Source organism: Rhodococcus sp. ARP2 (assembly GCF_001029585.1).
GTDB lineage: Bacteria > Actinomycetota > Actinomycetes > Mycobacteriales > Mycobacteriaceae > Rhodococcus_F > Rhodococcus_F erythropolis.
This window is the reverse complement of the sequence record NZ_LEKE01000049.1, coordinates 69305-94596: the sequence shown is the minus strand read 5'-3', so window position 1 is coordinate 94596 and position 25292 is coordinate 69305. Positions and strand designations below refer to the sequence as shown.

24 protein-coding genes are annotated in these 25292 nt (G+C 64.2%); 13 read left to right on the top strand and 11 right to left on the bottom strand.

The features are described from left to right. Positions 1–55 precede the first annotated feature (55 nt). Both ABX74_RS11875 and ABX74_RS11870 read right to left on the bottom strand, forming a co-directional pair. A complete protein-coding gene (locus ABX74_RS11875; RefSeq protein ID WP_047888881.1) occupies positions 56–1273 on the bottom strand; it encodes an acetyl-CoA C-acetyltransferase in 1218 nt (405 codons plus the stop codon). Positions 1274–1394: 121 nt separating this feature from the next. Beyond that, a complete protein-coding gene (locus tag ABX74_RS11870; protein WP_047888880.1) occupies positions 1395–2366 on the bottom strand; it encodes an SGNH/GDSL hydrolase family protein in 972 nt (323 codons plus the stop codon). 71 nt (positions 2367–2437) lie between these two features. On the opposite strand from ABX74_RS11870, the gene ABX74_RS11865 reads away from it, so the two are divergent. From ABX74_RS11865 to ilvA, 3 genes are all read left to right on the top strand, one after another. Further along, positions 2438–3823, top strand: a complete 1386-nt coding sequence (locus tag ABX74_RS11865) for a cystathionine beta-synthase (RefSeq protein WP_003943292.1) — start codon at positions 2438–2440, stop codon at positions 3821–3823. A 44-nt stretch (positions 3824–3867) separates the two neighbouring features. After that, the gene (locus tag ABX74_RS11860) at positions 3868–5040 is read left to right on the top strand and encodes a cystathionine gamma-synthase (protein WP_007728802.1); all 1173 of its coding nucleotides are present in this window, start codon (positions 3868–3870) and stop codon (positions 5038–5040) included. Positions 5041–5175: 135 nt separating this feature from the next. After that, positions 5176–6339 carry a threonine ammonia-lyase gene (gene ilvA, locus ABX74_RS11855; RefSeq protein WP_223257899.1) on the top strand — a complete coding sequence of 388 codons (1164 nt, stop codon included), beginning with the start codon at positions 5176–5178 and terminating at the stop codon, positions 6337–6339. A gap of 6 nt (positions 6340–6345) precedes the next feature. On the opposite strand, the gene ABX74_RS11850 is transcribed toward ilvA, so the two are convergent. Together ABX74_RS11850 and ABX74_RS11845 are read right to left on the bottom strand one after the other, a co-directional pair. After that, complete coding sequence (locus ABX74_RS11850) at positions 6346–7140, bottom strand: FAD:protein FMN transferase (RefSeq protein ID WP_003943281.1); 795 nt, start codon at positions 7138–7140, stop codon at positions 6346–6348. Continuing rightward, positions 7137–7382: a hypothetical protein gene (locus ABX74_RS11845; RefSeq protein ID WP_153211881.1), complete on the bottom strand. Its 246-nt coding sequence runs from the start codon at positions 7380–7382 to the stop codon at positions 7137–7139. The genes ABX74_RS11850 and ABX74_RS11845 overlap by 4 nt, the downstream gene beginning before the upstream one ends. Before the next feature lie 205 nt (positions 7383–7587). Between ABX74_RS11845 and ABX74_RS11840 the strand changes: the two genes are divergently transcribed. Then, the gene (locus tag ABX74_RS11840) at positions 7588–8688 is read left to right on the top strand and encodes an NlpC/P60 family protein (RefSeq protein WP_053062017.1); all 1101 of its coding nucleotides are present in this window, start codon (positions 7588–7590) and stop codon (positions 8686–8688) included. Between the two features lie 86 nt (positions 8689–8774). On the opposite strand, the gene greA is transcribed toward ABX74_RS11840, so the two are convergent. Next, entirely contained in the window at positions 8775–9269 is a 495-nt protein-coding gene (gene greA / locus ABX74_RS11835) for a transcription elongation factor GreA (protein ID WP_007726385.1), read from the bottom strand. A 227-nt stretch (positions 9270–9496) separates the two neighbouring features. After that, positions 9497–9922, bottom strand: coding sequence for a DUF4307 domain-containing protein (locus tag ABX74_RS11830; RefSeq protein WP_021345049.1), 426 nt, complete (start codon positions 9920–9922; stop codon positions 9497–9499). A gap of 303 nt (positions 9923–10225) precedes the next feature. Between ABX74_RS11830 and mca the strand changes: the two genes are divergently transcribed. Genes mca through ABX74_RS11815 form a run of 3 tightly spaced genes read left to right on the top strand, consistent with a single transcriptional unit; the run spans position 10226 to position 13462 of the window. Continuing rightward, positions 10226–11104 (top strand): mycothiol conjugate amidase Mca, encoded by an 879-nt coding sequence (gene mca, locus ABX74_RS11825; RefSeq protein WP_020908526.1) that lies wholly within the window; start codon positions 10226–10228, stop codon positions 11102–11104. Beyond that, positions 11101–11415: a hypothetical protein gene (locus tag ABX74_RS11820; protein WP_007726381.1), complete on the top strand. Its 315-nt coding sequence runs from the start codon at positions 11101–11103 to the stop codon at positions 11413–11415. The genes mca and ABX74_RS11820 overlap by 4 nt, the downstream gene beginning before the upstream one ends. Before the next feature lie 19 nt (positions 11416–11434). After that, positions 11435–13462, top strand: coding sequence for a thioredoxin domain-containing protein (locus ABX74_RS11815; protein WP_047888879.1), 2028 nt, complete (start codon positions 11435–11437; stop codon positions 13460–13462). Here ABX74_RS11815 and trhA read toward each other — a convergent pair. Then, positions 13429–14097 (bottom strand): PAQR family membrane homeostasis protein TrhA, encoded by a 669-nt coding sequence (trhA, locus tag ABX74_RS11810; protein WP_020970260.1) that lies wholly within the window; start codon positions 14095–14097, stop codon positions 13429–13431. The genes ABX74_RS11815 and trhA overlap by 34 nt on opposite strands. A gap of 172 nt (positions 14098–14269) precedes the next feature. On the opposite strand from trhA, the gene ABX74_RS11805 reads away from it, so the two are divergent. After that, on the top strand, positions 14270–15037 hold the full coding sequence (locus ABX74_RS11805) for an isoprenyl transferase (RefSeq protein WP_003945211.1): 768 nt from the start codon (positions 14270–14272) through the stop codon (positions 15035–15037). Between the two features lie 6 nt (positions 15038–15043). Here ABX74_RS11805 and coaA read toward each other — a convergent pair whose 3' ends face one another. Continuing rightward, positions 15044–15976 (bottom strand): type I pantothenate kinase, encoded by a 933-nt coding sequence (gene coaA / locus ABX74_RS11800; protein WP_003945270.1) that lies wholly within the window; start codon positions 15974–15976, stop codon positions 15044–15046. A gap of 172 nt (positions 15977–16148) precedes the next feature. Here coaA and ABX74_RS11795 point away from each other — a divergent pair, with 172 nt between their 5' ends. The 5 genes from ABX74_RS11795 to ABX74_RS11775 all read left to right on the top strand — a co-directional run bounded on the left by ABX74_RS11795 (position 16149) and on the right by ABX74_RS11775 (position 22701). Next, positions 16149–17345 carry a hypothetical protein gene (locus ABX74_RS11795; protein ID WP_020970259.1) on the top strand — a complete coding sequence of 399 codons (1197 nt, stop codon included), beginning with the start codon at positions 16149–16151 and terminating at the stop codon, positions 17343–17345. Positions 17346–17421: 76 nt separating this feature from the next. Continuing rightward, positions 17422–18729: a serine hydroxymethyltransferase gene (glyA, locus tag ABX74_RS11790; protein WP_003945195.1), complete on the top strand. Its 1308-nt coding sequence runs from the start codon at positions 17422–17424 to the stop codon at positions 18727–18729. Between the two features lie 152 nt (positions 18730–18881). Next, on the top strand, positions 18882–20315 hold the full coding sequence (locus ABX74_RS11785; protein WP_019744590.1) for an amidase: 1434 nt from the start codon (positions 18882–18884) through the stop codon (positions 20313–20315). Positions 20316–20341: 26 nt separating this feature from the next. Then, the gene (locus tag ABX74_RS11780) at positions 20342–21058 is read left to right on the top strand and encodes a helix-turn-helix transcriptional regulator (RefSeq protein ID WP_007726367.1); all 717 of its coding nucleotides are present in this window, start codon (positions 20342–20344) and stop codon (positions 21056–21058) included. 275 nt (positions 21059–21333) lie between these two features. Beyond that, on the top strand, positions 21334–22701 hold the full coding sequence (locus ABX74_RS11775; protein ID WP_003945274.1) for a PhoH family protein: 1368 nt from the start codon (positions 21334–21336) through the stop codon (positions 22699–22701). Between the two features lie 60 nt (positions 22702–22761). Here ABX74_RS11775 and ABX74_RS11770 read toward each other — a convergent pair whose 3' ends face one another. Genes ABX74_RS11770 through ABX74_RS11760 form a run of 3 tightly spaced genes read right to left on the bottom strand, consistent with a single transcriptional unit; the run spans position 22762 to position 25253 of the window. After that, positions 22762–23166, bottom strand: coding sequence for a carboxymuconolactone decarboxylase family protein (locus ABX74_RS11770; protein ID WP_019744588.1), 405 nt, complete (start codon positions 23164–23166; stop codon positions 22762–22764). Positions 23167–23196: 30 nt separating this feature from the next. Then, positions 23197–23622 (bottom strand): limonene-1,2-epoxide hydrolase family protein, encoded by a 426-nt coding sequence (locus tag ABX74_RS11765; RefSeq protein ID WP_019744587.1) that lies wholly within the window; start codon positions 23620–23622, stop codon positions 23197–23199. Positions 23623–23639: 17 nt separating this feature from the next. Further along, positions 23640–25253 (bottom strand): serine hydrolase, encoded by a 1614-nt coding sequence (locus ABX74_RS11760; RefSeq protein WP_047888878.1) that lies wholly within the window; start codon positions 25251–25253, stop codon positions 23640–23642. Positions 25254–25292 lie beyond the last annotated feature (39 nt).

Here is a 25292-nt window from a genome sequence, read left to right as displayed (position 1 = left end):
ACGAAAGCGGCCGCCCGGCAGAAGCCGGGCGGCCGCTTTCGACGTGCTCAGGGGATCAGCTGAGGCGCTCGATCACCATTGCCATGCCCTGTCCGCCGCCGACACACATGGTCTCGACGCCGAAGGTCTTGTCCTGCTCCTGCAGGTTGTTGATCAGGGTGTTGGTGATGCGGGCACCGGTCATACCGAAGGGGTGACCCAGGGCGATCGCGCCACCGGAGATGTTGAGCTTGTCCTCTTCGATGCCCAGTTCGCGAGCGGATCCGAGGACCTGCACGGCGAATGCCTCGTTGATCTCGAACAGGTCGATGTCGGAGATCGACTTGCCGGCGATCTTCAGGGCGTTCTTGACGGCCTGGATCGGGCCGAGGCCCATGATCTCGGGGGACAGGCCCGAGACGCCGGTGGAGACGATGCGAGCGAGCGGGGTCAGGCCGAGTGCCTTCGCCTTGGTGTCGGACATGATCACCAGTGCGGCTGCGCCGTCGTTGAGCGGGCAGGCGTTGCCGGCGGTGACGGTGCCGTCGGGGCGGAAGACGGGCTTGAGGCCGCTGATGCCCTCGTAGGTGGTGCCGGCGCGGGGGCCGTCGTCCTTGGAGACGACGGTGCCGTCGGCGAGGGTGACGGGCGTGATTTCACGCTCGAAGAAGCCGCGAGCGATGGCTTCCTCGGCGCGGTTCTGGCTGCGAACTGCCCAGCGGTCCTGGTCTTCGCGGGTGATGCCGGTGGCCGAAGCGACGTTCTCGGCGGTCTGGCCCATGCCCAGGTACACGTCGGGGATCAGGCCTTCTTCGCGAGGATCGGTCCAGGCGACTCCACCCTCGGCGAGCTTGGCGCTACGAGCTTGCGCTGCGTCGAAGAGCGGGTTCTTGGTGCCCGGTAGGCCGTCGGCGTTGCCCGTGATGAAACTGGAGACGGACTCGACGCCGGCGGAGATGAAGACGTCGCCCTCGCCTGCGCGGATGGCGTGCAATGCCATCCGGGTGGTCTGCAGCGAGGAGGAACAGTAACGGTTGACCGTCACACCGGGGAGGAAGTCGTAGCCGAGCTGAACGGCGACGACGCGGGCGATGTTGAAGCCCGACTGGCCGGCGGGCTGGCCGCAACCGAGCATGAGGTCGTCGATCTCGGTGGGGTCGAGCTCGGGGATCTTTGCCAACGCGGCGGCAACCATCTGAGTTGCGAGGTCATCCGGGCGGATGTCCTTGAGCGAACCCTTCATTGCGCGGCCGATGGGCGACCGTACTGCTGAGACGATTACTGCCTCGGGCATGAAAACTCCTTTTGTGTACTGCTCGTGGGCGGCTTGAAACGCCGTCGAGCAGGGCAAGTTGAATGCAGCTTCGACTTACAATTTACGTTGCCGCTCCCAGATGGTGGTCACGCAGTCTCACTCAGTTGACGTCGGGGCGCTGAACTGCGGGTTTGGTGCGTCTCGCGAAGGCTTTCCACTGAGTTGCCGCTGCCGTCAGTCGGGCCGCGACGGTGCGAGCTTGCGCCGCCTCCGAGACGTGGGGAAGTTCGGGTAGCGGGCCACCCTGCCACTCACCCAGAGCCGACGCGAGAACCGGGACGATCTGCTTCGCCGCGAGTTCGTAGCCGGCCGCCGACGGGTGGAAACGATCAGCCGAGAACATCGTGTCGGGCGAGGCCAGGAATTCCTTGGCCAGCAGGTCGGCTAGTGGAACGGGATGACCCCCGGCGTTTCTGGTCGCGGACGCCTGGGCGAGCGCGAGACGATGACCCCATTCACGCACCACGGAGCGCAGTGGTTGCGGGATAGCCGTGACCACCCCCAGATCCGGGCAGGTGCCGACAACAACGACGGCGCCACTCTCGCGTAGCCGTCGTACCGCGTCGCCGAGGCGTTTTGCCGAAGCATGAATTGCGTTCTTCGCCGTGACGTCGTTGGCGCCGATCAGGATCACGGCAGCATCCGGGGGAGGGCCGGCGACGAACATGGCGTCGACCTGCCCACTCAACCCGCGTGAGGTGGCGCCGCCGATGGCCTTGGTGCTCAAACGGATTCGCTTCCCGGTTTCACTCGCAAGCAGCTTCGCGACCTGCACACCCGGAACTTCCGACGCCGTCAGCGCGCCGACGCCGGCCGCAGACGAATCGCCGAAAATCATCAAGTGGAGATCGAAGGGCACGGCCCGCCACCAGAGTTCCGGGCTGTCGGCGCCGGGTGCGTACACCCCGTCCGCCTCGGGTGGCTTGGCGATATTGCGACCGATCACCCCACGGGCCGCCCCCGCCTGCGACATCAGATAGTTGTAGCCCAACCAGGAGAGCGTGCCTGCACTCGATCCGGCCACCACCGTGGCCACCGACGCTTTCAGTCCGGTTCGACTCACACTTGCCAATCTAGCCGGATTGCACCACCTTCGCCCGACGTCCGCGCGCACCGTTTTCTTTCATCTGGGAACATGGACGAATGCGCATCGCGGAACACGTCGTCGACCTCATCGGCAACACCCCACTCGTCAAGCTCACGTCCGTCACGGGCGAAAACTTCGGCACCGTGGCAGCCAAGGTCGAATACCTCAACCCTGGCGGTAGCTCCAAGGACCGCATCGCCGTCAAGATGATCGACGCAGCCGAGGCTTCGGGTGAACTGAAGCCTGGCGGCACCATCGTCGAGCCGACTTCGGGCAACACCGGAATCGGCTTGGCACTCGTGGCGCAAAAGCGTGGATACAAGTGCGTTTTCGTCTGCCCAGACAAGGTCAGCGAAGACAAGCGCAACGTCCTGCGTGCCTACGGCGCCGAGGTGGTCGTGTGCCCCACGGCCGTCGCACCGGACAACCCGAACAGCTACTACAGCGTCTCCGACCGCCTCACCCGTGAGATCCCCGGCGCCTGGAAGCCCAACCAGTACTCCAACCCGGGCGGACCGGAGAGCCACTACGAGACCACCGGTCCCGAGATCTGGGCCGACACCGACGGCAAGATCACGCACTTCGTCGCGGGCGTCGGCACCGGCGGCACCATCACCGGCACCGGCCGCTACCTCAAGGAAGTTTCGGGCGGCAAGGTCAAGGTCATCGGCGCAGACCCCGAAGGCTCCGTCTACTCCGGCGGCACCGGTCGCCCGTACCTGGTCGAAGGCGTCGGCGAAGACTTCTGGCCGTCGGCATACGACCCGTCCATCCCGGACGAGATCATCGCCGTCTCGGATGCCGATTCCTTCGAGATGACGCGTCGCCTCGCCCGCGAAGAGGGACTGCTGGTCGGCGGTTCCTGCGGTATGGCAGTCGTCGCTGCCCTCGAAGTAGCCAAGCGCGAAGGCCCCGACGCTCTGATCGTCGTCCTCCTCCCGGACGGCGGCCGCGGCTACCTGTCCAAAATCTTCAACGATCAGTGGATGGCGTCGTACGGATTCCTGCGCACCCCACTCGACGGCAAGACCAACGTCCCGACCGTCGGCGACGTCCTGCGCGGCAAGTCGGGCGAGCTGCCGGACCTCGTTCACACTCACCCGTCGGAGACTCTGCGCGACGCGATCGAGATCCTGCGCGAGTACGGCGTGTCCCAGATGCCCGTCGTCGGTGCGGAACCGCCGGTCATGGCAGGCGAGGTCGCCGGAAGCGTGTCCGAGCGAGATCTGCTGAGCGCGGTATTCGAAGGCCGTGCGCACCTTGCGGATTCCGTCGAGAAGCACATGAGCAAGCCGTTCCCGCTCATCGGTTCCGGCGAGCCGGTCTCGGCTGCCACGAAGGCGCTCGGTGACACCGACGCACTCATGGTCGTCGACGACGGCAAGCCGGTCGGTGTCATCACGCGCCACGATCTCCTGGGTTTCCTGAGTTCGGATTCCTGAGTTCGGATTCCTGCGCCGGTGCCGGCGCCATTAGGCTGGGGACCATGAGTGAGCAACGCAGCAAGGCCGACAACATCAGCTGGCAGGGTTTCTCCACGAAAGCGGTGCATGCGGGTTACGAACCCGATCCGCTGACCGGTGCGGTCAACGTGCCGATCTACGCAAGTTCCACCTTCGCCCAAGACGGCGTCGGTGGAATGCGCAGTGGCTTCGAGTACGCGCGAACGGGCAACCCCACCCGTCGCCCGCTCGAGGCGAACCTTGCCGCGCTCGAATCCGGAACCTACGGCCGAGCGTTCAGTTCGGGAATGGCGGCCACCGACTGCCTGCTCCGTTCGGTGCTTCGACCGGGCGATCACCTGGTCATCCCCGACGACGCGTACGGCGGAACCTTCCGTCTCATCGACAAGGTGTTCACGCAGTGGGGGATCGAGTACACCCCGGCTCCGGTGTCCGACGTCGATGCGGTGCGCGCGGCGATGAAGTCCAACACCAAGCTGGTCTGGGTCGAGACGCCCACGAACCCGCTGCTCAATATCGGTGACATCGAGCTCCTTGCCGAGGTCGCCCACGAGGGCAACGCAAAGATCGTGGTGGACAACACCTTCGCGTCGCCGTACCTGCAGCAGCCGCTGCAGCTCGGTGCCGACATCGCGCTGCACTCCACGACCAAGTACATCGGCGGACACTCCGACGTGGTCGGTGGCGCTCTCGTCTGCAACGACGAAGAACTGGACACTGCGTTTGCCTTCCTGCAGAACGGATCCGGCGGCGTTCCCGGCCCGTTCGACGCGTTCCTGACGTTGCGCGGAATCAAGACGCTGGCGCTGCGCATGGAGCGTCACAGTGACAACGCGGAGAAGGTCGTCGAATTGCTCGACGGCCACCCCGCGGTTGCCAGCGTCATCTACCCGGGCCTGGCTTCGCATCCGTCGCACAAGGTCGCGGCCAAGCAGATGCGACGCTTCGGCGGCATGATCTCCGTCCGCCTCAAGGGCGGCAAGGCGGCAGCTCTCGACCTGTGCTCGCGCACCGAGATCTTCACGCTGGCAGAATCGCTCGGCGGAGTCGAATCCCTCATCGAGTTCCCCGGCGCGATGACCCACGCCTCGACGGCCGGTTCCGCTCTCGAGGTTCCCGACGATCTGGTTCGCCTGTCGGTCGGCATCGAAGACGCCTCCGATCTGGTCGGCGACATCGAGCAAGCGCTGTCCTGATCTTCGCTCTACAGTAATTCGACTTCGAATCTGCAGTGCGCCTTCACACCTCACGAGGGTGTGGAGGCGCACTTTCTGGAGGCATGCGTGAATCTCGAACAGATAAAGGCTGCACAGCAACTGCTCGCCCCGGTCATGCGACGCACCCCGGTCGTGGCCTCGCGAGTGTTGTCCGAAACCACCGGCTTCGCCGTGAGCTTGAAATGTGAAAACCTGCAGCGCACCGGCTCTTTCAAACCGCGCGGTGCGTACAACCGCATTGCCAATCTTTCCGCAGAGGAACGGGCAGCGGGCGTGGTGGCGGCCAGTGCCGGTAACCATGCGCAGGGAGTTGCCTGGTCTGCAACAGAACTGGGAATCAAGTCGACCGTCTTCATGCCGACGGGTGCGCCGCTGCCGAAGTTGGTGGCCACCAAGGCATATGGAGCTCAGGTCCACCTGCACGGTTCGACTGTCGACGAAGCGCTCGTGGCCGCTCGCGAATTCGCGGACCGGACGGGAGCAGTTCTGGTCCACCCGTTCGACCACGAGGACGTCGTGGCGGGGCAGGGGACTGTGGGGCTCGAAATCCTCGAGCAACTGCCTGAGGTCGGCACTATCCTCGTCCCCACCGGCGGCGGCGGTTTGATCGCCGGAGTGGCCGCAGCAGTCAAAGCTGTACGCCCGCAGGTCCGCATCGTCGGAGTGCAGGCCGAGACCGCGGCTGCCTGGCCGGCGTCGTTGGCAGCCGGGAAGCCGACCGCCTTGGCGTCGATGTCCACGATGGCAGACGGTATCGCCGTTGGCTGCCCTGGCGAGGTTCCGTTCGCCGAAGTTGCCGCCCATGTCGATGCCGTGGTGACGGTCAGCGAGGAAGCGCTGTCCAAAGCGCTCCTGCTGTGCCTCGAACGCGCCAAGCTCATCGTCGAACCGGCCGGCGTTGCGGCCGTCGCGGCCTTGATGACCTGCTCTCCGGAGGAGCTGGGACTGACAGGGCCGGTGTGCGCCGTGCTTTCCGGCGGCAACATCGATCCGCTACTGCTCACGCACGTCATCTCGCACGGTCTGCGAGCGGCCGGACGGTTCCTCGGCGTTCACATCACCATCGACGATCGGCCGGGCGCACTGGTCTCGTTGCTCGAAGTGGTTCGAGCGAACGGCGCCAGCGTGGTCGACGTCATCCATTCCCGTACCGGTGGCGAACTCGCGCTCGACGAAGTGGAAGTCTTCCTCACCGTCGAGACGCGGGGTCCGGACAACAAGGCGGAACTTCTCACCGCCTTCGACCGTGCCGGCTACGCCGTACGACTGCAGAACTGACGCGACTTACTCGTCAGGCCAGCCGCCCAGAACCGTTACGCGGTACTCCTGGTCGACCAGCCTGGCGGGTACGTCGAGTTGATGTAGCCAGTCGATGGCCGAACCGCCCATGCCGACCGCAACCCGACTGAATGCGGCGGCCTGGGCGCAGGAAGATGCAATCACCGACACCGTGCGCCACATCGGCGTCGCCGTCGATTCGCGGTGTAGTGGTTTGACGGTGCTGGCCGTGGCGATCCCGCAGTCGGAAGGAAGCGCTACCTGGCACGTCGGGTCGCCGGGCAGGTCTTGAACCTGAATCTGCCAGCCGTCTTCCGGCGCCGGGCCGGCAACCGCGATGTCCCCGCCGAGGCCGACCAGTACTCCGCACCCGAGAAGCGTGGCGGTCGATGCCGCGCAGTGGTCCGCTGAACTGGCGCGGGCCGTCGCGGACAGATCGAGAACGACGTCGTCCGGGCTGTACACGCGGTTGTTCTCGACGCGGATCTTCCACCAGGAGTGAGGGTCTGCCGACCCGGCCGTCGGCGTGAGTTTGCCGTCGGTCAGTCGTGCGACGGCCAACGCGTCTTCGAGGAAGTGCGCGAACATCGGAGTCACGGCGACGCCGTCGACGTTGCTCGCGGCGCTGACATAGGTACGAATCTCGGAGTCGGCACGATCTCGATTGGTGGCAGCGTCGGCAGCGGTGAGGTATCCGCGAACCAGGCTGGCCGCGGAGGGAAGGACCTCAGGGTCGGTGACGACAACCCGGGCCTGCACACCCCACGTGAGCCACTCGGAGGCAGAGCGCGGAGTGCTCACGAACCGTTGGAGACGGCGTCCGGGGTTCCGAATCCGGCGACCACGACGGGCCGCTTCGCTACGGGATTCTTGGTGTGAGAAGCCGAGGTGTCCGGCGCGAGTGCCGTGGCAGTGGGAGAAGAAACGAGTGAAAGTCCGCCGCTTGCGAGCGCTCCCGCCACAGCCGTGGCTGCGAGGGCGAGGCGAACGGGTCGATACACCGTAGTGCGTCCCCGGGCGGGTCGTGGCCGATCGTCGCTCATGCACTCAGCTTGCACGCCGAACCTGAGAAAAGCCTTGGTGTCTGTAGTCATTTGCGTAACGCCCACCGAGATAAATGAGACATTGGTTACAGGAGTCGCGAGACTGAGCCGTGTCGAATGCATGTTCGAAAGGGTAGATGTTCGCACCGACAAGTTTCGGGTACGACCACGTACGTAGATTTTCAGAGGTTTATCGGAGGTTCGGATGGCAGTCGGTGTCCTGGCGATCGCTGTGTCGATCGGCACCGCACTGGGCGTGATGAGTGGAACTCTCGGAGCGCCCGCACAAGTCGAGAAGAACGAGTCTTCGAATGCTGCAGTCTCACTTGCAGCCTGGAACGGACCGGCACGAACTCAGGACACACCTGAGGGAATCGTGCCTTCCGTACCCTCCAACTTTCCGGGAGCGACATTGGCGCCCGTCGGAGCGGTGGCGGTGTTCGCGCCGTGGATCAAGAAGGCCGGTGCTCTGTGCTCGGAGATCACGCCCGCGGTGATCGCTTCGCTGTACTCGGTCGAGAACGGATTCAAGTACGGACCCGATACCGACATCTCACCGGAAGGTGGGCGCGGGCCTGGCCGCTTCACCACCGCAGCGTGGACGGCATACGGCAAGGACGGTGACGGCGACGGAAAGATGGACATCCTGGGCGTTGCCGATCCGGTGATGACAACCGGATACCGGTTGTGCGATCTCGTGAAGCAAGCGCAGTCCTGGCAGAAATCCGGTGAGGTCGAGGGCGATACCGTCGACCTCGCGCTCGCTGCCTACGACGTCGGGCCGGACGCAATTCGCGAAGCGGGCGGCGTCCCCGCCGACAAGGCGGGCGAGGTTCCCGCGGAGCAGGCGGTCGCCGCTCCGTTTGTCGCACAGATCAAATCGTTGCAGGACTCGTTCGCTCTGATGCTCGCCCCCTTCGACTACAACAACCTCGCCGCTGCCGTTGGCGGCGTCGTCGAGGCCGGTCTGAAGTTTCTCGGATTGCCGTACGTGTGGGGCGGCGGAAACATCAACGGGCCCTCGATGGGCGGGTTCGACTGCTCGGGTCTGACGTCGTACGCGATCCACGCGGCCACCGGAGTGACTCTGCCCCGGACCTCGGAGACACAGTGGGGCGTCGGCGTCGAGATCCCGCTGGATCAGGCGCAGCCCGGTGACCTGTTGTTCGGCAACTGGCAGGCAGGCGGTCCCGGCCATGTGGCGATCTATGTCGGGAACGGACAGATGCTTCACGCACCCACATTCGGTGACGTGGTGAAGGTCGGCCCGATCTTCGCCGGCATGAAGGCTCGCCGCGTGGTGTGAGTGGGCCGGAACTGCAACGCCGACAGAGCAAGAAGCGCCACCCGACCGAGTCGGGTGGCGCTTCTTTTCAGAGCTGGTACAGCCGATCAGCTGTGGTAAGGCTCCGCGCTCAGCAGCGTGACCTTCATGGTGCTGCCGTTGGGCAGGTTGTACTCACGCGTGTCGCCGACCTTGGCTTCGAGCAGCGCGCCGCCCAGCGGTGAGTTCGGGGAGTAGACCTCGAGCTTGGCGTCACGTGCGCCTTCTTCGCGGGTAGCGATGAGGAACGTCTCGGTGTCACTCTCGTCGCCGTCGTAGTAGACCTTGACTACGGATCCGGGCAGTGCAACACCGGACTGAGTGGGGGCCTCGCCGACCTTCGCGCTGTTCAGCAGCTCCTGGAGCTGGCGAATGCGGGCTTCCTGCTGACCCTGCTCTTCGCGGGCAGCGTGGTAGCCGCCGTTCTCTTTCAGGTCACCCTCTTCGCGACGCTCGTTGATCTCGGCGGCGATGACCGGGCGATTGGCGATGAGCTGGTCGAGTTCGTTCTTGAGCCTGTCATGTGATTCCTGGGTAAGCCAGGTCACCTGGGTCTCGGTCATCTCGATCACTCCCTAGTAGTCGGAGCCGGGGGCTCCCTCGACGATCGCTGCAACAGCAGCGAACAACGACTCGGAAGCACCACCAGGGATGCAACCTTGCCGTCAAACCTTGCGTCAATGCAGCAATACACGGTTCCACCCGGAACCGTGTATCGGGCAATTCTATCACGCATGACTACCCGCCCTGTCCGGCGCCAAACGTCCGGCAGGGTGGATGCGTTCCGAGGTCAGCTCTTGGTCAGGTACTCCGGAACGTCGAAGCTGCAGCCGTAGACGTCGGCCATGCCTGGCGGCTGGGACGTCTTGACCTCGGTGTTGAACTCGAGGGTCTGATGCTCGGAGGACGGGACGTAGACCTCACGTCGTCCGGTTTCGGATCCGTCCTTCGAGCGAGCGCGCACGATGCACATCGCGTCACGTGACGAGTCGTCGCGTGTGACGGTGAAGCGAATCTTCACCGTGGAGTCGTTGGCGATGTCGAACGAGATGGTCTCGGTCTCGATTTCCTTGACCGCAAATTTTCCGTACGCGTAGTACGCGATTCCGCCGCCTACGACGATGACGAGTGCGGTCAGAGCCCACACCATCCACTTGCGGGGACTGCTTGTGCGAGTTGTGCTCGGGTACCGATCTTGGGGAAGCGGTTTGCTCATCACTCTGCTCTCGAAGACTCGAGTTCACGTGTCGTGCAGCAACTGACTGTGTCCCGCCGAATTACCGAAGGGGTCACGGCTGCGCCAGGAACTCTCGGGTGGAACTATAGAGGACGTGTCCCGTCGCGCCGTCGGTAGGTTTGTCGGCAGTCGGTACGTTTGACGGCAACCACCCGGAGTAATCCGAGCGGTGCACAGCGTGTGACTCGAAGACTGCCGGTGACGGCTACAGGTGAACTGCCGGCAACGGCTACAAGTGAACTGCCGGCAACGGCTACAGGTGAAGTTGAGGTGAACGAACACGTGAGCGGATTCCGGCTCATGGCCGTCCATGCCCATCCCGACGACGAGTCGAGCAAGGGTGCGGCCACCACCGCCCGTTATGCAGCCGAAGGCCACGAAGTGATGGTCCTGACGCTCACCGGGGGTGAGCGTGGCGACATTCTCAACCCGGCCATGGACGTTCCCGGTGTCCGCGATCGAATCAGCGAAGTTCGCCAGGAGGAGATGGCCGAGGCCGCTCGCATCCTGGGCGTGAAGCAGCGCTGGCTCGGTTTCGTCGATTCCGGGCTCCCCGAGGGTGATCCTCTTCCGCCGCTGCCCGAAGGGTGCTTCGCCCTCGTTCCGCTCGAAGAGTCGACGCGCGCTCTGGTCAAGGTGATTCGCGAGTTCCGTCCCCACGTCGTCACGACGTACGACGAGAACGGCGGATACCCGCACCCGGACCACATCCGGTGCCACGAGGTGTCGATGGCTGCCTACGAGGCCGCTGCCGATCCCGAGTACTTCCCCGAGGACGGTCAGCCGTGGGAAATCAAGAAGGTCTACTACTCGCACGGATTCATCCGTAAGCGCCTCGAACTCTTCCAGGAGGAGTACGAGCGTCGCGGTGAGCCGTTCCCGATGGCGGACTGGCTCAAGAAGTGGAAGACCGAGCGCGGCGACATGATGGTTCGTGTGACCACTCAGGTCACTTGCGGCGACTACTTTCCCCAGCGCGACGACGCTCTGCGTGCGCACGCGACGCAGATCGATCCCAACGGTTCGTTCTTCGCTGTGCCGCTCGATATTCAGCAGAAGATCTGGCCCACCGAGGAATTCGAGCTCGCCAAGACGCGGGTCACCACGTCCATTCCGGAAACCGACCTGTTCGCAGGTCTCGAAGAGGACGCGCAGAAGTGAATGCTCTGTCCGCCGAGGTAGTTCTCGGCACCACACAATTTCTTGCTCAGACCCCGAGTAACCCATCCGGCCCGGAGTTCGGAAAGTCGTCTCCGGTCGGCCTGCTGGTGATTCTTGCGCTGCTCATCGGTGTGATCCTCTTGGTTCGGTCGATGAATCGCCAGCTCAAGAAGCTGCCGGAAACGTTCGAACCGGATCATCCCGAACTCGATCAGCAGGCAGACGAAGGCACCGACCGGGGAGCGATCACAGCTCCGAGCCCGGCGGAACCGAACGTCTCTACCGAGAAGAAGCCGAAGCAAGAATCCTGAGACGAACGAGGTAGCGACGATGGACCCACGGCTGCGGAACAACCTGGGTGGGTCCTCGAGCCCCTACCTGCGTCAGCACGCCGACAATCCGGTCCACTGGCAACAGTGGGGCGAAGAGGCGATGGAGTGGGCGCGCGAGCGCAACGTGCCGATCCTTCTCTCGATCGGATACTCGGCGTGCCACTGGTGCCACGTCATGGCGCACGAGTCGTTCGAGAACGCCGAGATCGCGGCCGTCATGAACGCGAACTTCGTCTGTGTGAAGGTGGACCGCGAAGAGCGTCCCGACATCGACGCCGTCTACATGAATGCGACGGTCGCGATGACCGGTCAGGGCGGCTGGCCCATGACCTGTTTTCTGACTCCCGACGGTTCACCGTTCTACTGCGGCACCTACTACCCGCCGACGCCTCGCGGCGGAATGCCGTCGTTCACACAGCTTCTCGAAGCGATAGCCGACACCTTCACGAATCGGCGCGACGAGGTCGACAACGCGGCACAGTCGATCGTCACGGAACTTCAGCGCGCGTCTGGCGGAATTCCGTACGCCGGAGCGCCTATCGACGCCGAGTTGCTGAACGCGGCGGGTCGATCGATCCTCGGTGACGAGGACATCCCGCGCGGGGGATTCGGTGGGGCACCGAAGTTTCCACCGTCGGCATTACTGGAGGGGCTGCTCCGACAGTTCGAGCGAACGGGTTCGGGCGAGATCCTCGGCGGTATCGAGCGCACCGCCGAAGGAATGGCACGTGGCGGTATCTACGACCAGTTGAGCGGAGGATTCTCGCGCTACTCGGTCGATGCCGAGTGGGTGGTTCCGCACTTCGAGAAGATGCTCTACGACAACGCGTTGCTCCTGCGGTTCTACGCGCACTGGGCGCGGCGGACCGGATCGGACCTGGCCACCCGCATAGCCAGGGAGACCGCAGCATTTTTGCTCTCCGATCTGCTGACCGAGAACGGTTGCTTCGCTTCGGCTCTCGATGCCGACACCGACGGCGTCGAAGGCCTCACGTACGTATGGACGCCGACGCAGCTGGTCGAGGTACTCGGTGCGGAGGACGGGCAGTGGGCGGCGGACTTGTTCCGGGTCACCGATACCGGAACATTCGAAGAGGGTGCGTCGGTATTGCAATTGCTCCGTGACCCCGACGACTGGTCGCGCTGGCAGACGGTCTCCGACGCTCTACGCGCCGCCCGGGCTCAGCGTCCACAGCCTGGCCGCGACGACAAAGTGGTGACGGCCTGGAACGGGTTGACCGTCACGGCTTTGACGGAAGCGGGACTTGCCCTGGATCGATCCGACTGGATCGCGGCGGCGGCCGAGTGCGCTGGCGCTCTTCTCGACCTTCACCTGGTGGACGGTCATTTGCGTCGCGCTTCCCTCGGCGGGGCTGTCGGCACCCCGACGGCAGTGCTCGAGGATTACGCAATGTTGGCCACCGGCCTCCTGGCTCTCTACCAGGCAACGGGATTCGCGCGGTGGCTCGATGCGGCGCAGCAGTTGCTCGACGTCACGCTCGACCACTTCGCCGATCCGGCCGAGCCGGGAAGCTGGTTCGACACGGCCGATTTCGCGGAGTCCCTCGTCACACGGCCCCGAGACCCGTTGGACGGCGCGACGCCGTCCGGTGCGTCGAGCGTCGCGGAGGCTCTGTTGACCGCGGCGGCGTTGACCGATGCCGATCGATCCTCTCGTTACGCCCAGGCCGCGGCGGACGCGCTGGCGAGGGCCACGCTGCCGCTCGAGCGTGCGCCTCGGTCGGCGGGACACTGGCTCACAGTGGCGGAAGCATCGTTGCGTGGTCCGATACAGGTTGCCGTCGTCGGGGAAGGTTCGCTGTTGGCCGATGCCCGGCGGCTTGCCCCGGGCGGTGCAGTGGTTGTCGGCGGAGCGCCGGATTCTTCACCGCTGCTTGCAGATCGCCCCCTTGTCGACGACGGTGAAGCCGCGTACATCTGTCGGGGATTCGTGTGTGATCGGCCGGTGACGACGGTGGTGGAACTGGCGAATCAGTTGAACACGACGAGCCATACCGCGATGTAGTGGCAGATCGCTGCAATGACAGTGGCAGCGTGGAAGAACTCGTGATGCCCGAACGTCGTCGGCCACGGGTTGGGCCATTTTGTCGCGTACAGAATTGCGCCGACGCTGTAGAAGATTCCGCCGACGAGCAGCAGCACCATCGGCGCCACACCGACCTGGTGTGTCAGTTCACCGACCACGGGAACGATCGCCCAGCCGAGGAGAAGGTAGAGCGGTACCCCCACCCATTTCGGCGCGGTGGGCCAGAGCATCTTGAGGGCAACGCCGGCCAGTGCACCTGCCCACACGATCGCAAGAATGATCTTGCCGGTGTGGGTGGGAAGGCCGAGCATGGCGAACGGTGTGTAGCTGCCGGCGATGAAGAGAAAGATCATCGAATGGTCAGCACGCTTCATCCACGTACGGCCCTTGACGGTCTGCCACTGGATGCGGTGATACGTCGCGCTGATGCCGAAGAGGCCGCAGATCGTGATGCTGTAGATCGCGGTTGCCCAAGCCGCCTTGGCGCCCACCTGAGCGCCGGCTACGGAGACGAGAACGATGCCCGCGACGACGGAGACACCGAGCGCCCACAGATGGATCCAACCGCGCATGCGTGGTTTGACCGGAAGCTCGTCGAGCCCGAATGCCGTCATGTGCAACCCCTCTCGTTCCGTGCTGTTGCGAACTGCGTAACCTACGGTACCGTAGGTTACGCACCAGTAGCATAACCTACCTGCGGGTTTTCGACGCGTACAAAAAGCGTGACGGCGCTCGCATGTGGCTGTCACTGCCGGGCGTAGTCTTTGACACCATGGTGATGTCACGGTGAATCTGCGCGGACTGCTGTACAGCATCTACGAGCGACGGCTCCTCAGTCATCTCGACGGTCTCGCGCACCCACGGCACGTAGCCGTGATGTGTGACGGAAACCGGCGATGGGCTCGCGAGAACGGCTTCACCGATGTCAGTCACGGGCACCGCATGGGCGCGCTCAAAATTGCCGAATTGCTCGAGTGGTGCGACGCCGCCGGAATCGAGATGGCAACCATCTACCTGCTCTCGACCGAGAACCTGCGCCGCGAGCCGGAAGAGCTCGACACGCTCCTCGAAATCATCACCGACGTCGTCGAAGAGATCTCCGGGCCCGGCAAGAACTGGAGTGTGCAGATCGTCGGTGCTCTCGATCTTCTGCCCCCCGAGCAGTCCAGGCGCTTGCGGGAAGCGGCGGCGGGGACCAGTGGCCGAACCGGGACACATGTCAACGTCGCGATCGGATACGGCGGACGTCAGGAGATCGCCGACGCCGTCCAATCGCTCCTGCGTGACAAGATCGGTGCGGGTCTGAGCGGAGACGAACTGATCCAGGCCGTCACGGTCGACGGCATCGACGGTCATCTGTACACGTCGGGACAGCCCGATCCGGATCTGGTGATCCGCACCTCCGGCGAGCAGCGGCTCTCCGGATTCCTGTTGTGGCAGAGCGCTTATTCGGAGATCTGGTTCACCGAGGCGTACTGGCCCGAGTTCCGTCGAGTCGACTTTCTTCGAGCCTTGCGTGACTACGCGGCGCGCCACCGCCGGTTCGGCGCCTGAGCCGTCTCAGAGCTTGCGCAGGCGCAGTCGGTTGATCGTGTGATCGGCGTCCTTGCGCAGTACCAGGGTTGCGCGGGGGCGGGTGGGGAGAATGTTCTCCACCAGGTTCGGGTGATTGATCGAGTTCCAGATCTCCTTCGCCGCGATGGTCGCGTCACGGTCGGAGAGGCCGGAGTAGTGGTGAAAGTGAGCGTTCGGATCGGCGAACGACGTGTTGCGTAGCGCGAGGAACCGCTGGATGTACCAGGCTTCGATGTCCTCGATGCGGGCGTCGACGTAGATCGAGAAGTCGAACAGATCGGAGACCATCAGACGCGGGCCGGTCTGCAGGACGTTGAGGCCCTCGATGATGAGGATGTCAGGCTGGCGGATCAGGTGGTACTGGCCCGGGATGATGTCGTACGACGTATGCGAATAGACCGGCGCCGCTACCTCTTCCGCCCCGGACTTGACTTCGGTGACGAAGCGCAACAGCTTGCGGCGATCGTAACTTTCGGGAAAACCCTTGCGGTGCATGATGCCCCGACGCTGGAGTTCCCTGGTCGGATAGAGGAATCCGTCCGTGGTGACGAGGTCGACGCGTGGATGGTGGTCCCAGCGGGCCAGGAGAGCTTGCAGCACACGAGCAGTCGTGGATTTTCCGACCGCGACCGAACCGGCGACACCGATGACGAAGGGCACCTGACGATCGGGATGCTTCTCACCGAGGAACGTCGCGGTGGCCGCGAACAGCCGTTGGCGTGCCGCCACCTGCAGGTGGATCAGACGTGCGAGGGGGAGATAAACCTCGGCAACTTCTTCGAGATCGATCTGCTCGCCGAGACCACGCAAGCCGTACAACTCGTCCTCGGTCAACACCAGCGGCGTCGACTTACGCAGTGTCCGCCACTGCTTGCGGTCGAACTCGACGTAGGGACTCGATTCGTTGGTGCGCGCCATCAGCCCAGCTCACCGGCATGTAGTGAACCCGGGGCCCGGCGGACGAAACAGCTATGCGAGCAAGCCAGGCGCGTGTGCGCACGATCCGAGTGCATAGTCGGATTGTGCTCGGTGCCACGTCCGGGACTTTCGCCGGGTGGCATTCCGGAGCGAGCGGCTAGGCTCGGTCGTTATGGATCCAGACACACTTGTTCGCCAATATCTGCTGCTCGGACTGGGTTTCGACCGTCTCGAAGACGGGTTCGTCGACGCGTTCACCGGTGACCCGGCGCTGCGTAAGCAGATCGAGAGCGCCCCGAAGCCCGATCCGCGTGAACTTGCCCGCACGGCACGTGAATTGCGGGGCGAGCTGGCCGGAAGTGGTCTGAATGCCGAGCGCGCTCACTTCATCGACGTTCACCTTCGCGCCCTGGAATGCTCCGGGCGCAAGTTCGCGGGTGAGGACATCGGCTTCGTGGACGAGGTGGAGGCGTACTTCGACGTACGAATCGAAAAGGGAAACGAGGACGCCTACAGCGACGCGCACCGGTTGATGGGTGAAGTTCTGCCCGGTCCGGGACCGCTGGCGCAGCGAGTGCAGGCGCATCGCAAGGCCGACGAGATCCCCGCGGCGAGACTGAACGAGTGCGTCGAGGCAATGTCGAGTGCGCTGCGCGATCTGGTCCGCGGCACGTTCGGGCTTCCGGCGTCGGAAACCGTCGAATACGAAGTGGTGGGGGACAAGCCGTGGTCCGGCTTCAACTACTACCTCGGTGACTACCGCTCCAAGGTTGCGATCAATTCGGATCTGCCGCAGTTCATGGCCAACCTGCCGCGGCTGATCGCGCACGAGTCCTACCCCGGCCATCACACCGAGCATTGCCGTAAGGAAGCCGGTCTGGTCGGTTCGGGTCAGCTCGAGCAGACACTGTTCCTGGTCAACACGCCGCAGTGCATCATGGCCGAAGGCCTCGCAGATCTGGCGCTGGAAGCGATCGTCGGTCCGGAGTGGGGCTTGTGGGCGCAGGACATCTACGCCGATCTCGGCTTGTCATTCGACGGGGAAAAGGCGCAACGGCTCTCCGCCGCGTCGGGGCAACTGCTGAGTGTTCGTCAGGATGCCGCTCTGATGTTGCACGACGAGGGGCGCAGCCTCGACGACGTGGCGCTGTTCCTCGAACGGTGGTCGCTGTCGACGCCGGAACGCGCTCGCCAATCGCTCAAGTTCCTGTCTTCGCCGCTGTGGCGGGCGTACACCAGCACGTATGTCGAGGGATACCGGCTGCTCGGGGGCTGGCTGGACGAGGTGCCGGTGGGCGCCGAGCGCACCGAACGCTTCCGCAGGCTGCTCGACGAGCCGCTGGTCCCCAGCTCTCTGCGTGCTGCCTAGTGCCGGGTGGAGACGGCGGGAGCGAACTTCGTAGACTGGACGCATTCGTTTCCGCATCCAGCTTGGAGATTCCTCGATGACCGCTGTGCCCGGCTCCGACGTCAACTCTGCATCACTCGCCGAACTCGACCCCGAAGTCGCCGAGGCGATGGCTGGTGAATTGGCTCGTCAGCGCGACACGCTCGAGATGATCGCGTCGGAGAACTTCGTTCCCCGCTCGGTTCTGCAGGCTCAGGGCAGCGTCCTGACCAACAAGTACGCCGAGGGCTACCCGGGACGTCGTTACTACGGCGGTTGCGAGCACGTCGACGTCATCGAGGATCTGGCGCGCAACCGTGCGAAGGAACTCTTCGGTGCAGAGTTCGCGAACGTTCAGCCGCACTCGGGCGCACAGGCCAACGCTGCTGTTCTGATGGCACTGATGAACCCGGGTGAGAAGCTGCTCGGCCTCGACCTTGCCCACGGTGGTCACCTCACGCACGGCATGAAGCTGAACTTCTCCGGCAAGTTGTACGACGTCGCGTCCTACGGCGTCAGCAAGGAAGATCACCGCATCGACATGGACGAGGTGCGCTCGATCGCCCTCGCCGAGAAGCCGAAGGTCATCGTTGCCGGTTGGTCCGCATACCCGCGTCAGCAGGACTTCGCGGCGTTCCGTGCGATCGCCGACGAGGTCGGGGCGTACCTGTGGGTGGACATGGCTCACTTCGCCGGACTGGTTGCCGCAGGCCTGCACCCCTCGCCCGTCCCGTACGCGGACGTCGTCTCCTCGACCGTCCACAAGACACTCGGTGGACCGCGTTCCGGCCTGATCCTGGCGAAGAAGGAGTGGGCCAAGAAGCTCAACTCCGCTGTCTTCCCGGGTCAGCAGGGTGGACCGCTCATGCACGCCATCGCGGCCAAGGCAGTCACCTTCAAGATCGCTGCCGGTGAAGAGTTCAAGGATCGTCAGGCACGCACCCTTTCCGGCGCGCGCATCCTTGCCGAGCGTCTGGGCAACAAGGACGTCGCAGACCAGGGCATCAGCGTCCTGACCGGCGGCACAGACGTCCACCTCGTTCTCGTGGACCTGCGTAACTCACAGCTCGACGGCCAGCAGGGTGAGGACCTTCTGCACGAAATCGGCATCACGGTCAACCGCAACGCTGTTCCGTTCGATCCCCGCCCGCCGATGACCACCTCCGGTCTGCGTATCGGTACAGCAGCGTTGGCCACCCGCGGATTCGGCGATGCCGAGTTCACCGAGGTCGCCGACATCATCGGTACCGCTCTGGCCGGCAACGCGGATCTGCCGGCGCTGCGTGCGCGCGTCGCCAAGCTCGCCCTCGACCTTCCGCTGTACGACGGTCTCGAGAACTGGGGCCTGCTCAGCAAGAACGTCTAGGTATTCCTTCACCGACGGCCCGGTCCCTTTCGAGGGGCCGGGCCGCTGGTTTTTTGCCAGTCGCGGATTGTGGCATCGGTCACATGACCGATGGTGGCCGAGTTCGGCGCTTCCTAGCCTGAGAGCATCACCCCTCCGGCGAAGGAAACCCCATGACCGAACAGAATCTGCATTGGCTCTCCGCTACCGAGATGGCGGCGTCGGTCGCGTCGAACAGTCTCTCGCCCAACGAGATTGCCGAAGCTATGATCCAGCGCGTCGACGCTGTCAATCCGTCGATCAACGCGATAGTGCAGTTCGATCGCGAGCAGGTCACGCGCGACGCGGCCGAACTCTCACGGCAACAGGAATCGGGCGAGAAACTCGGCCCGCTGCACGGCGTTCCGTTCACGATCAAAGATCTGACGGCAGTCGACGGGCTGCCGACCACGTTCGGGATGAAGCCGATGGCCGACAACATCGCGACGGGAAATGCCGTCGTCGTGGACAGGCTGCGCGGCGCTGGCGGACTGTTCCTGGGAAAGACGAACACTCCCGAAAGCGGTTACTACGGTGGCACGGACAACCACCTGTACGGGCCGACGCACAACCCGTGGAAGCTCGGCAACAGCGCGGGCGGGTCCAGTGGCGGTGCGTCGGCTGCCGTGGCTGCAGGCCTCGGGCCACTTGCCGAGGGCAGTGACGGCGCCGGATCGGTGCGTATCCCGTCGGCGCTCTGCGGGGTCGTCGGGCTCAAACCGACCACCGGCGTCATTCCGCAGACCATTCTGGCCGGCCGGTTCTACAACTGGGCGTACCACGGTCCGATCACCAGGACCGTCGCCGACAACGCGCTGATGCTCGACATCATGGCCGGGCCGGACAATGCGGATCCGCTCTCGATCGAGCGTGCGGAGACCTCGTACGTCGAAGCGGCGAAGGGCGACGTGAAGGGGCTTCGCGTCGCGTGGTCGACGAATCTCGGCCTCGGCCATGTTGATCCGGAGGTGCTGGCGGTGTGCCTCGACGCGCTGGCGGCATTCGAGGAATTGGGTGCCCAGATCACCGAGGCCACCCCGCAGTGGGGAAATCCGTCGGAGTCGATGTGGAACGGCATCTGGGTTCCCGGTTTCGCTTCCGAATACGACTTGCTCGACTGGGAGAACCAGCGCGGCGAGGTCGACGACAACCTGATCGAGATCATGCACGAGGCCGAGCGGCTCACCGGTGTCGACGTCGGGCGGGCCGACGCATTCCGCGGCGTCATGTGGGACACGTGGACCACGTTCATGAACGACTACGACGTGTTGGTCTCGCCGACCTTGGCTTCGGCCACGTTCCCGCTCAGTCAGTTCGCGCCGTCATGGCTCGAAGGTGCGTCGTTGCGTGAGCAGTTGCTCGATTGGCTCTTCACCTACCCGTACAACATGCTCAACAACCCCGCGATCACCGTGCCCGCCGGATTCACCGCCGACGGTCGACCGGTGGGGCTGCAGATCGCCGCACGCCACCGCCAGGACGCACTGGTTCTGCGGACTGCCGCGAACTTCGAAGCGGTGCGTCCGTGGGCGGACAGGAAGCCGGCCGATTCACTGGTGGTGGCCTAGCTCACACGATTGGCTAGATTGGTGTGATGACGTCTGTACTGCCTGATCGCGGCGCTGGACCTGACATGTTCGCGCCGCGATCGCCGGCGGCCGGGGCGTACGGCATTCTCGGCCTGTGCGCCGAAGAACTTCGCGCACGTGGACTCGCGTACTCGGCTGCGGCGGTCACGTACCGAGACCCGTCGAGCGGACGGCATCGGGCTCTGGCGAGTTCCGGATACGACGCCAGGGTGCTCGAGTTCCTGCTCGACGACTTCGTCGCCGATCGCAATCTCTTCGGCATCATTCGCGAGGCTTCGGGCGTGCCAGTGTTCTGGCAGGACGTGCCACGATTCGAGCAGGTCGAGATGGTTACCGATGTTCTGCGGCCGTCCGGGTACGCCGAGGGCGCGTCGGTCGCATTGGGGTTCTCCGGCCGTGAGGTGACCGGATTGCTGCACATGAGCTTCGCGGATTCCGGCGTCGTCGATCGCGTGCGCGAGGTGGTGGCGGCGTCCAGCGCGGCCTGCTCGCGCGTCGTGGGGGACCAGGTGGCGCTCGATCGTGTCCATCTGAGCCCACGGGAGATCCAGGTACTGCAATTGGTGGCCAGGGGCGCGGGCAATGTCGAGATCGCCGAGGAGTTGTTCGTCAGCCGTCGCACCGTCGCCACCCACCTCGAGAACATCTTCGTCAAGACCGGAACCAATTCGCGGGTTCAGGCAGCGGTGCGCGCCGCGAAGTGGGGTCTGATCGAGTCCTGAGTGACGCTGAATCACACGAGTGGCATTTTGTTACCTGGCGTTCACCAGATGTGCGGCTCGTTCCGTGGCGCGAGTGTCCGATCCGCAGTACCGTCGGCAGTAACGAGTAACCAGAAGTTACTTGTGCGGGAGGTTCTGATCGTGACTGAAACACTCAGTACGAGAGGGCCGGCGCCCGGCCCTTGTTTCAGCTGACACAGCGTCACCTGACACCAGAGCCGTCCGGCCCAGCGAGCTGAGTTTGCGCGGGTGCCGCGCAGACCTAGGAGCCCAACGTGACTGCATCACGCTCCGTCTCTGCCCACTCGGCCCGGGCTGATCTATCAGCCGGGAATCATTCGGGAGATGCACTTCGCACGTACGTCTTGGATACCTCGGTACTACTGTCCGATCCATGGGCTGTCACTCGATTTGCCGAACACCACGTGGTACTGCCACTGGTCGTGATCAGCGAACTCGAAGGCAAGCGACACCACCACGAACTGGGATGGTTCGCCCGAGAATCGCTCCGCATGCTCGACGATCTCCGGATCGAATACAGCCGCCTCGACCGTCCGGTACCGATCGGCACCGAGAACGGGACACTGCAGGTCGAACTCAATCACACCGACCCTGCGGTCTTACCCGTCGGATTCCGCACGGACAGTAACGATTCGAGGATTCTGGCGTGCGCGCTGAACCTTGCGGCGGAGGGCAAGGACGTAGTCCTCGTCAGTAAGGACATTCCGCTTCGTGTGAAGGCAGGCGCGGTGGGACTACCTGCCGACGAGTACCACGCTCACGACGTCGTGCCATCCGGATGGACGGGCATGACCGAGCTGGACGTCGCCTCGACGGACATCGACGAGCTGTTCAACGAGGGTTTCCTGGACCTTGACGAAGCGCGAGATCTGCCGTGTCACACGGGTCTTCGTCTGCTCGGTGGTTCGTCGAGCGCCCTCGGTCGGGTGACTCCCGACAAGCGCATCCAGTTGGTGCGCGGTGAGCGTGAGGCGTTCGGACTGCACGGCCGCTCTGCCGAGCAGCGCATTGCGCTCGATCTCCTCATGGACGAGAGCATCGGCATCATCTCTCTCGGCGGCAAGGCAGGCACCGGTAAGTCGGCCTTGGCTCTGACAGCAGGTTTGGAAGCCGTTCTCGAGCGCCGCACCCAGCGCAAGGTCGTCGTCTTCCGTCCGCTGTATGCCGTTGGCGGACAAGAACTCGGCTACCTTCCCGGTAGTGAGAGCGAGAAGATGGGCCCGTGGGCTCAGGCCGTTTTCGACACTCTCGACGGGTTGGCTTCGCCGGAGGTTCTCGAAGAGGTTCTCGCCCGCGGAATGCTGGAAGTGCTGCCGCTGACGCACATTCGCGGTCGGTCGCTGCACGATTCGTTCGTGATCGTCGACGAAGCGCAGTCACTCGAACGAAATGTTCTGCTGACAGTGCTTTCTCGTCTGGGAACCGGCTCGCGGGTGGTTCTCACGCACGACGTCGCGCAGCGTGACAACCTGCGAGTGGGCAGGCACGACGGAGTTGCGGCCGTCATCGAGAAGCTCAAGGGGCACCCGCTTTTTGCGCACATCACACTCACGCGCAGTGAGCGGTCGCCGATCGCCGAGTTGGTGACCGACATGCTCGAGGAGTTCGGCCCTACTTCCTGAGAAGCGATCTCCCCGTGCGGACTTCGGTCTGCACGGGGAGATTCTTGGGTTTTCAGTAGTTCAGTTTTGCAGCGGTCCGAGTTCGTTGTCGAGAACTTCCTGCACCACACGCATTGCCGCCAGCCCCGCCGGCGCGCCGCAGTACGCGCTCGCGTGGATCACGGTTTCGACGATCTCGGTGCGCGTCAAGCCGTTTCGTAGTGCTCCGCGTACGTGGCCTTTGAGTTCGTTCTCCGCGCGCAGCGCGATCAGCATCCCCAGATTGATCAGACTGCGGCTGCGGCGATCGAGTCCGGGACGCGTCCATACCGAACCCCAGACGTTGGCCGTCACGAAGTTCTGCAGTTCTTCGCTGTCGGTGCCGCGGGTGCGCTCGAAGGCGGCGTCGACAAAATCGGCCCCCATGACTTCGGTGCGCACAGCCAAGCCGGCGTCGAAGGAGTCAGGCGTGGTGTTCTCGGGCATGGCAGGTTCGCTCGCTTTCGGCAGGTGATTTCAGGCCGGAGCAAGCCTACTTCGTGTCCCGCTCCCGACGACTGCACGGCCGACCGCGGTCACCACACCCCACGCGACGTCTCGCAGACTGAAATAGTCCCGCCAGACGGAGACCTTGCCGTCGCGCAGTTCGAAAGTTCCGCACACCCAGAATTCGATGCGCAGCGGCCCGACGGTCAGGATGTCAGTGCGTTCGGTGAGCACCGTGGACTCGTCGCCGACGATGTGGTGCATCTCGGCCTCGAATTTCAGTGAAGGCTTGGTGACCAGACGAAGCGCTCGCACGACGGTCTTCTTGCCTCGCAGTGTGGGGAGCGAGACGTTCTGCCAGACGATGTCGTCTGTCATCAATTCGGCTGCTGCGTCCACGTCGAAATCGGTGAGGGCCGCGAACATTGCGTTCACCGTGGCTGTCGAACTACTCATGGGGTGTCCTTGGCTGATTATTCGGCCGGTGTTGCCCGGATGAAGGTACCGAGATGATCGTGATCGAAGTACTCCAAGGTTAGCGAGTTTCCGTCGAAGGTGGCCTTCGAGACCGTCCCGGCCGGTGCGTTCTCGCCGCTGAGCGGAAACGTGAAGGTGTTTCCGTCCCAGTGGGTCAGCTGGTACGTCACCGCCGCGGGACCCATGGTCAAGGTCAGCGCACCGTTCTGCTGCGTCACGAGTGCGGGACCCCAGTACGGGTTGCCGTAGTCGCCGGTCAATTGGTTTGTCGGTGGGGCAGGCGCGGGGGAGGTCGGCGGTGTCTTCCCGGCAAGTTCGCCCTCGGGATCGGCTTGTGAGGCAAACGCCGCTTCGTACAGCGGGCGCCACTCGCGGGTGATCTTCCCGAACTGCACCAGATCGGCGAACTCGGCGGTCAAGGTCTCCGCGACGCCGGTGGGCGTGCCGTTGGTCAGAACGACGATGCCGACGTCAGCGGAGGGAATCGTCACGAAATTTGTCCCGGCTCCGACCAGGAAGGCGCCGGAGTGGCTGGCGGTGACACGGCCTGCGGCGCTGTCGGAAACGTTGAACCCGTAGCCGTAGAAGCCGGAGCGTTCCCCGATTTCCTGCGCGTGGCGCGAGACGATCTCCGGGTTCACTGCGGGCACGAGCGCATCCGTCTGAACGACCTGCTGCCCCTGATACTGACCGCCGGACAGCACCATGTCCAACCACTTGGCCAAGTCGTTCACGGAGGAGCTGACTCCACCGGCGGGGGATTGGGCGTCGGCGTCCCGAACCGGCCCTACCTTGTACTTTCCGTCTTCGAGGATGTGGCCCACTGTTCGATTTTCTCGGGCCTGGTAATCGGCGAACCGCGAAGACGTCGATGTCATACCGAGCGGGCCGTAGATCGTGTTCTGCGACAGCGTTTCCCAATCGGTGCCCGCCGCAGCTGCAACGGCCTCAGCGCCGGCTGTGACGCCGAAGTTCGTGTACTCGTATGTGATTCGGAATGGATTGAGCGGTAGTTGGCGAAGCTTCTCGAGCACCTGGGCCCGGTTGTAGCCCAGGTCCTCCAGCCCGTCGCCGGCGTGGTCCGGTAATCCCGACCGATGCGTGTAGAGATCGGAGATCGTGAGGTGGTCGGTCACCCACGGATCGCCAAGCGCAAACCCCGGCAGTTTCGAGATCACCGGAGTGTCCCAGTCGACGGTCCCGATTCCGACTTCGTGGGCGACCACCGTGGCTCCTACCGACTTCGACACCGATGCCAGTTGGAACACGGTGTCGGCATCGACGGTGGCGCTCTTACCCAACTCGCGAACCCCGAATCCCTTTGCATACACAGTCTTACCGCCGTGCACCACGGCCACAGCCATGCCGGGAACACCCGAACTTGCCATGAGATCGTTCGCGAGGCCGTCGAGCTTTCCGACCGCGTCGTCGATTTGCCCGTCCGGGATCGGCACCCCGGCGTCGAGACCGGGGCTGGCGTCGCTGACGACCGGCCTGGGCGCTGAGGTGGTGTCTGAATCGGACGAGCATCCGGCGAGCAGGGCGACCGTCAGTACTACCGGAATCGCCGCAGCCGACAGTCGCGAGCTGTTTCTACTGGTGATGGACACGAGATTCTCCCTAGCAGGGCTGTCGTCGGTACCACTCGG

What these genes read in the sequence shown, in the direction of transcription:
- ABX74_RS11875 (WP_047888881.1), bottom strand. Translation starts at nt 1,273, where the DNA reads ATGCCCGAGGCAGTAATCGTCTCAGCAGTACGGTCGCCCATCGGCCGC.
- ABX74_RS11865 (WP_003943292.1), top strand. Translation starts at nt 2,438, where the DNA reads ATGCGCATCGCGGAACACGTCGTCGACCTCATCGGCAACACCCCACTC.
- ABX74_RS11860 (WP_007728802.1), top strand. Translation starts at nt 3,868, where the DNA reads ATGAGTGAGCAACGCAGCAAGGCCGACAACATCAGCTGGCAGGGTTTC.
- ilvA (WP_223257899.1), top strand. Translation starts at nt 5,176, where the DNA reads ATGCGACGCACCCCGGTCGTGGCCTCGCGAGTGTTGTCCGAAACCACC.
- ABX74_RS11845 (WP_153211881.1), bottom strand. Translation starts at nt 7,382, where the DNA reads ATGAGCGACGATCGGCCACGACCCGCCCGGGGACGCACTACGGTGTAT.
- ABX74_RS11840 (WP_053062017.1), top strand. Translation starts at nt 7,588, where the DNA reads ATGGCAGTCGGTGTCCTGGCGATCGCTGTGTCGATCGGCACCGCACTG.
- greA (WP_007726385.1), bottom strand. Translation starts at nt 9,269, where the DNA reads ATGACCGAGACCCAGGTGACCTGGCTTACCCAGGAATCACATGACAGG.
- ABX74_RS11830 (WP_021345049.1), bottom strand. Translation starts at nt 9,922, where the DNA reads ATGAGCAAACCGCTTCCCCAAGATCGGTACCCGAGCACAACTCGCACA.
- ABX74_RS11815 (WP_047888879.1), top strand. Translation starts at nt 11,435, where the DNA reads ATGGACCCACGGCTGCGGAACAACCTGGGTGGGTCCTCGAGCCCCTAC.
- trhA (WP_020970260.1), bottom strand. Translation starts at nt 14,097, where the DNA reads ATGACGGCATTCGGGCTCGACGAGCTTCCGGTCAAACCACGCATGCGC.
- coaA (WP_003945270.1), bottom strand. Translation starts at nt 15,976, where the DNA reads ATGGCGCGCACCAACGAATCGAGTCCCTACGTCGAGTTCGACCGCAAG.
- ABX74_RS11795 (WP_020970259.1), top strand. Translation starts at nt 16,149, where the DNA reads ATGGATCCAGACACACTTGTTCGCCAATATCTGCTGCTCGGACTGGGT.
- glyA (WP_003945195.1), top strand. Translation starts at nt 17,422, where the DNA reads ATGACCGCTGTGCCCGGCTCCGACGTCAACTCTGCATCACTCGCCGAA.
- ABX74_RS11785 (WP_019744590.1), top strand. Translation starts at nt 18,882, where the DNA reads ATGACCGAACAGAATCTGCATTGGCTCTCCGCTACCGAGATGGCGGCG.
- ABX74_RS11780 (WP_007726367.1), top strand. Translation starts at nt 20,342, where the DNA reads ATGACGTCTGTACTGCCTGATCGCGGCGCTGGACCTGACATGTTCGCG.
- ABX74_RS11770 (WP_019744588.1), bottom strand. Translation starts at nt 23,166, where the DNA reads ATGCCCGAGAACACCACGCCTGACTCCTTCGACGCCGGCTTGGCTGTG.
- ABX74_RS11765 (WP_019744587.1), bottom strand. Translation starts at nt 23,622, where the DNA reads ATGAGTAGTTCGACAGCCACGGTGAACGCAATGTTCGCGGCCCTCACC.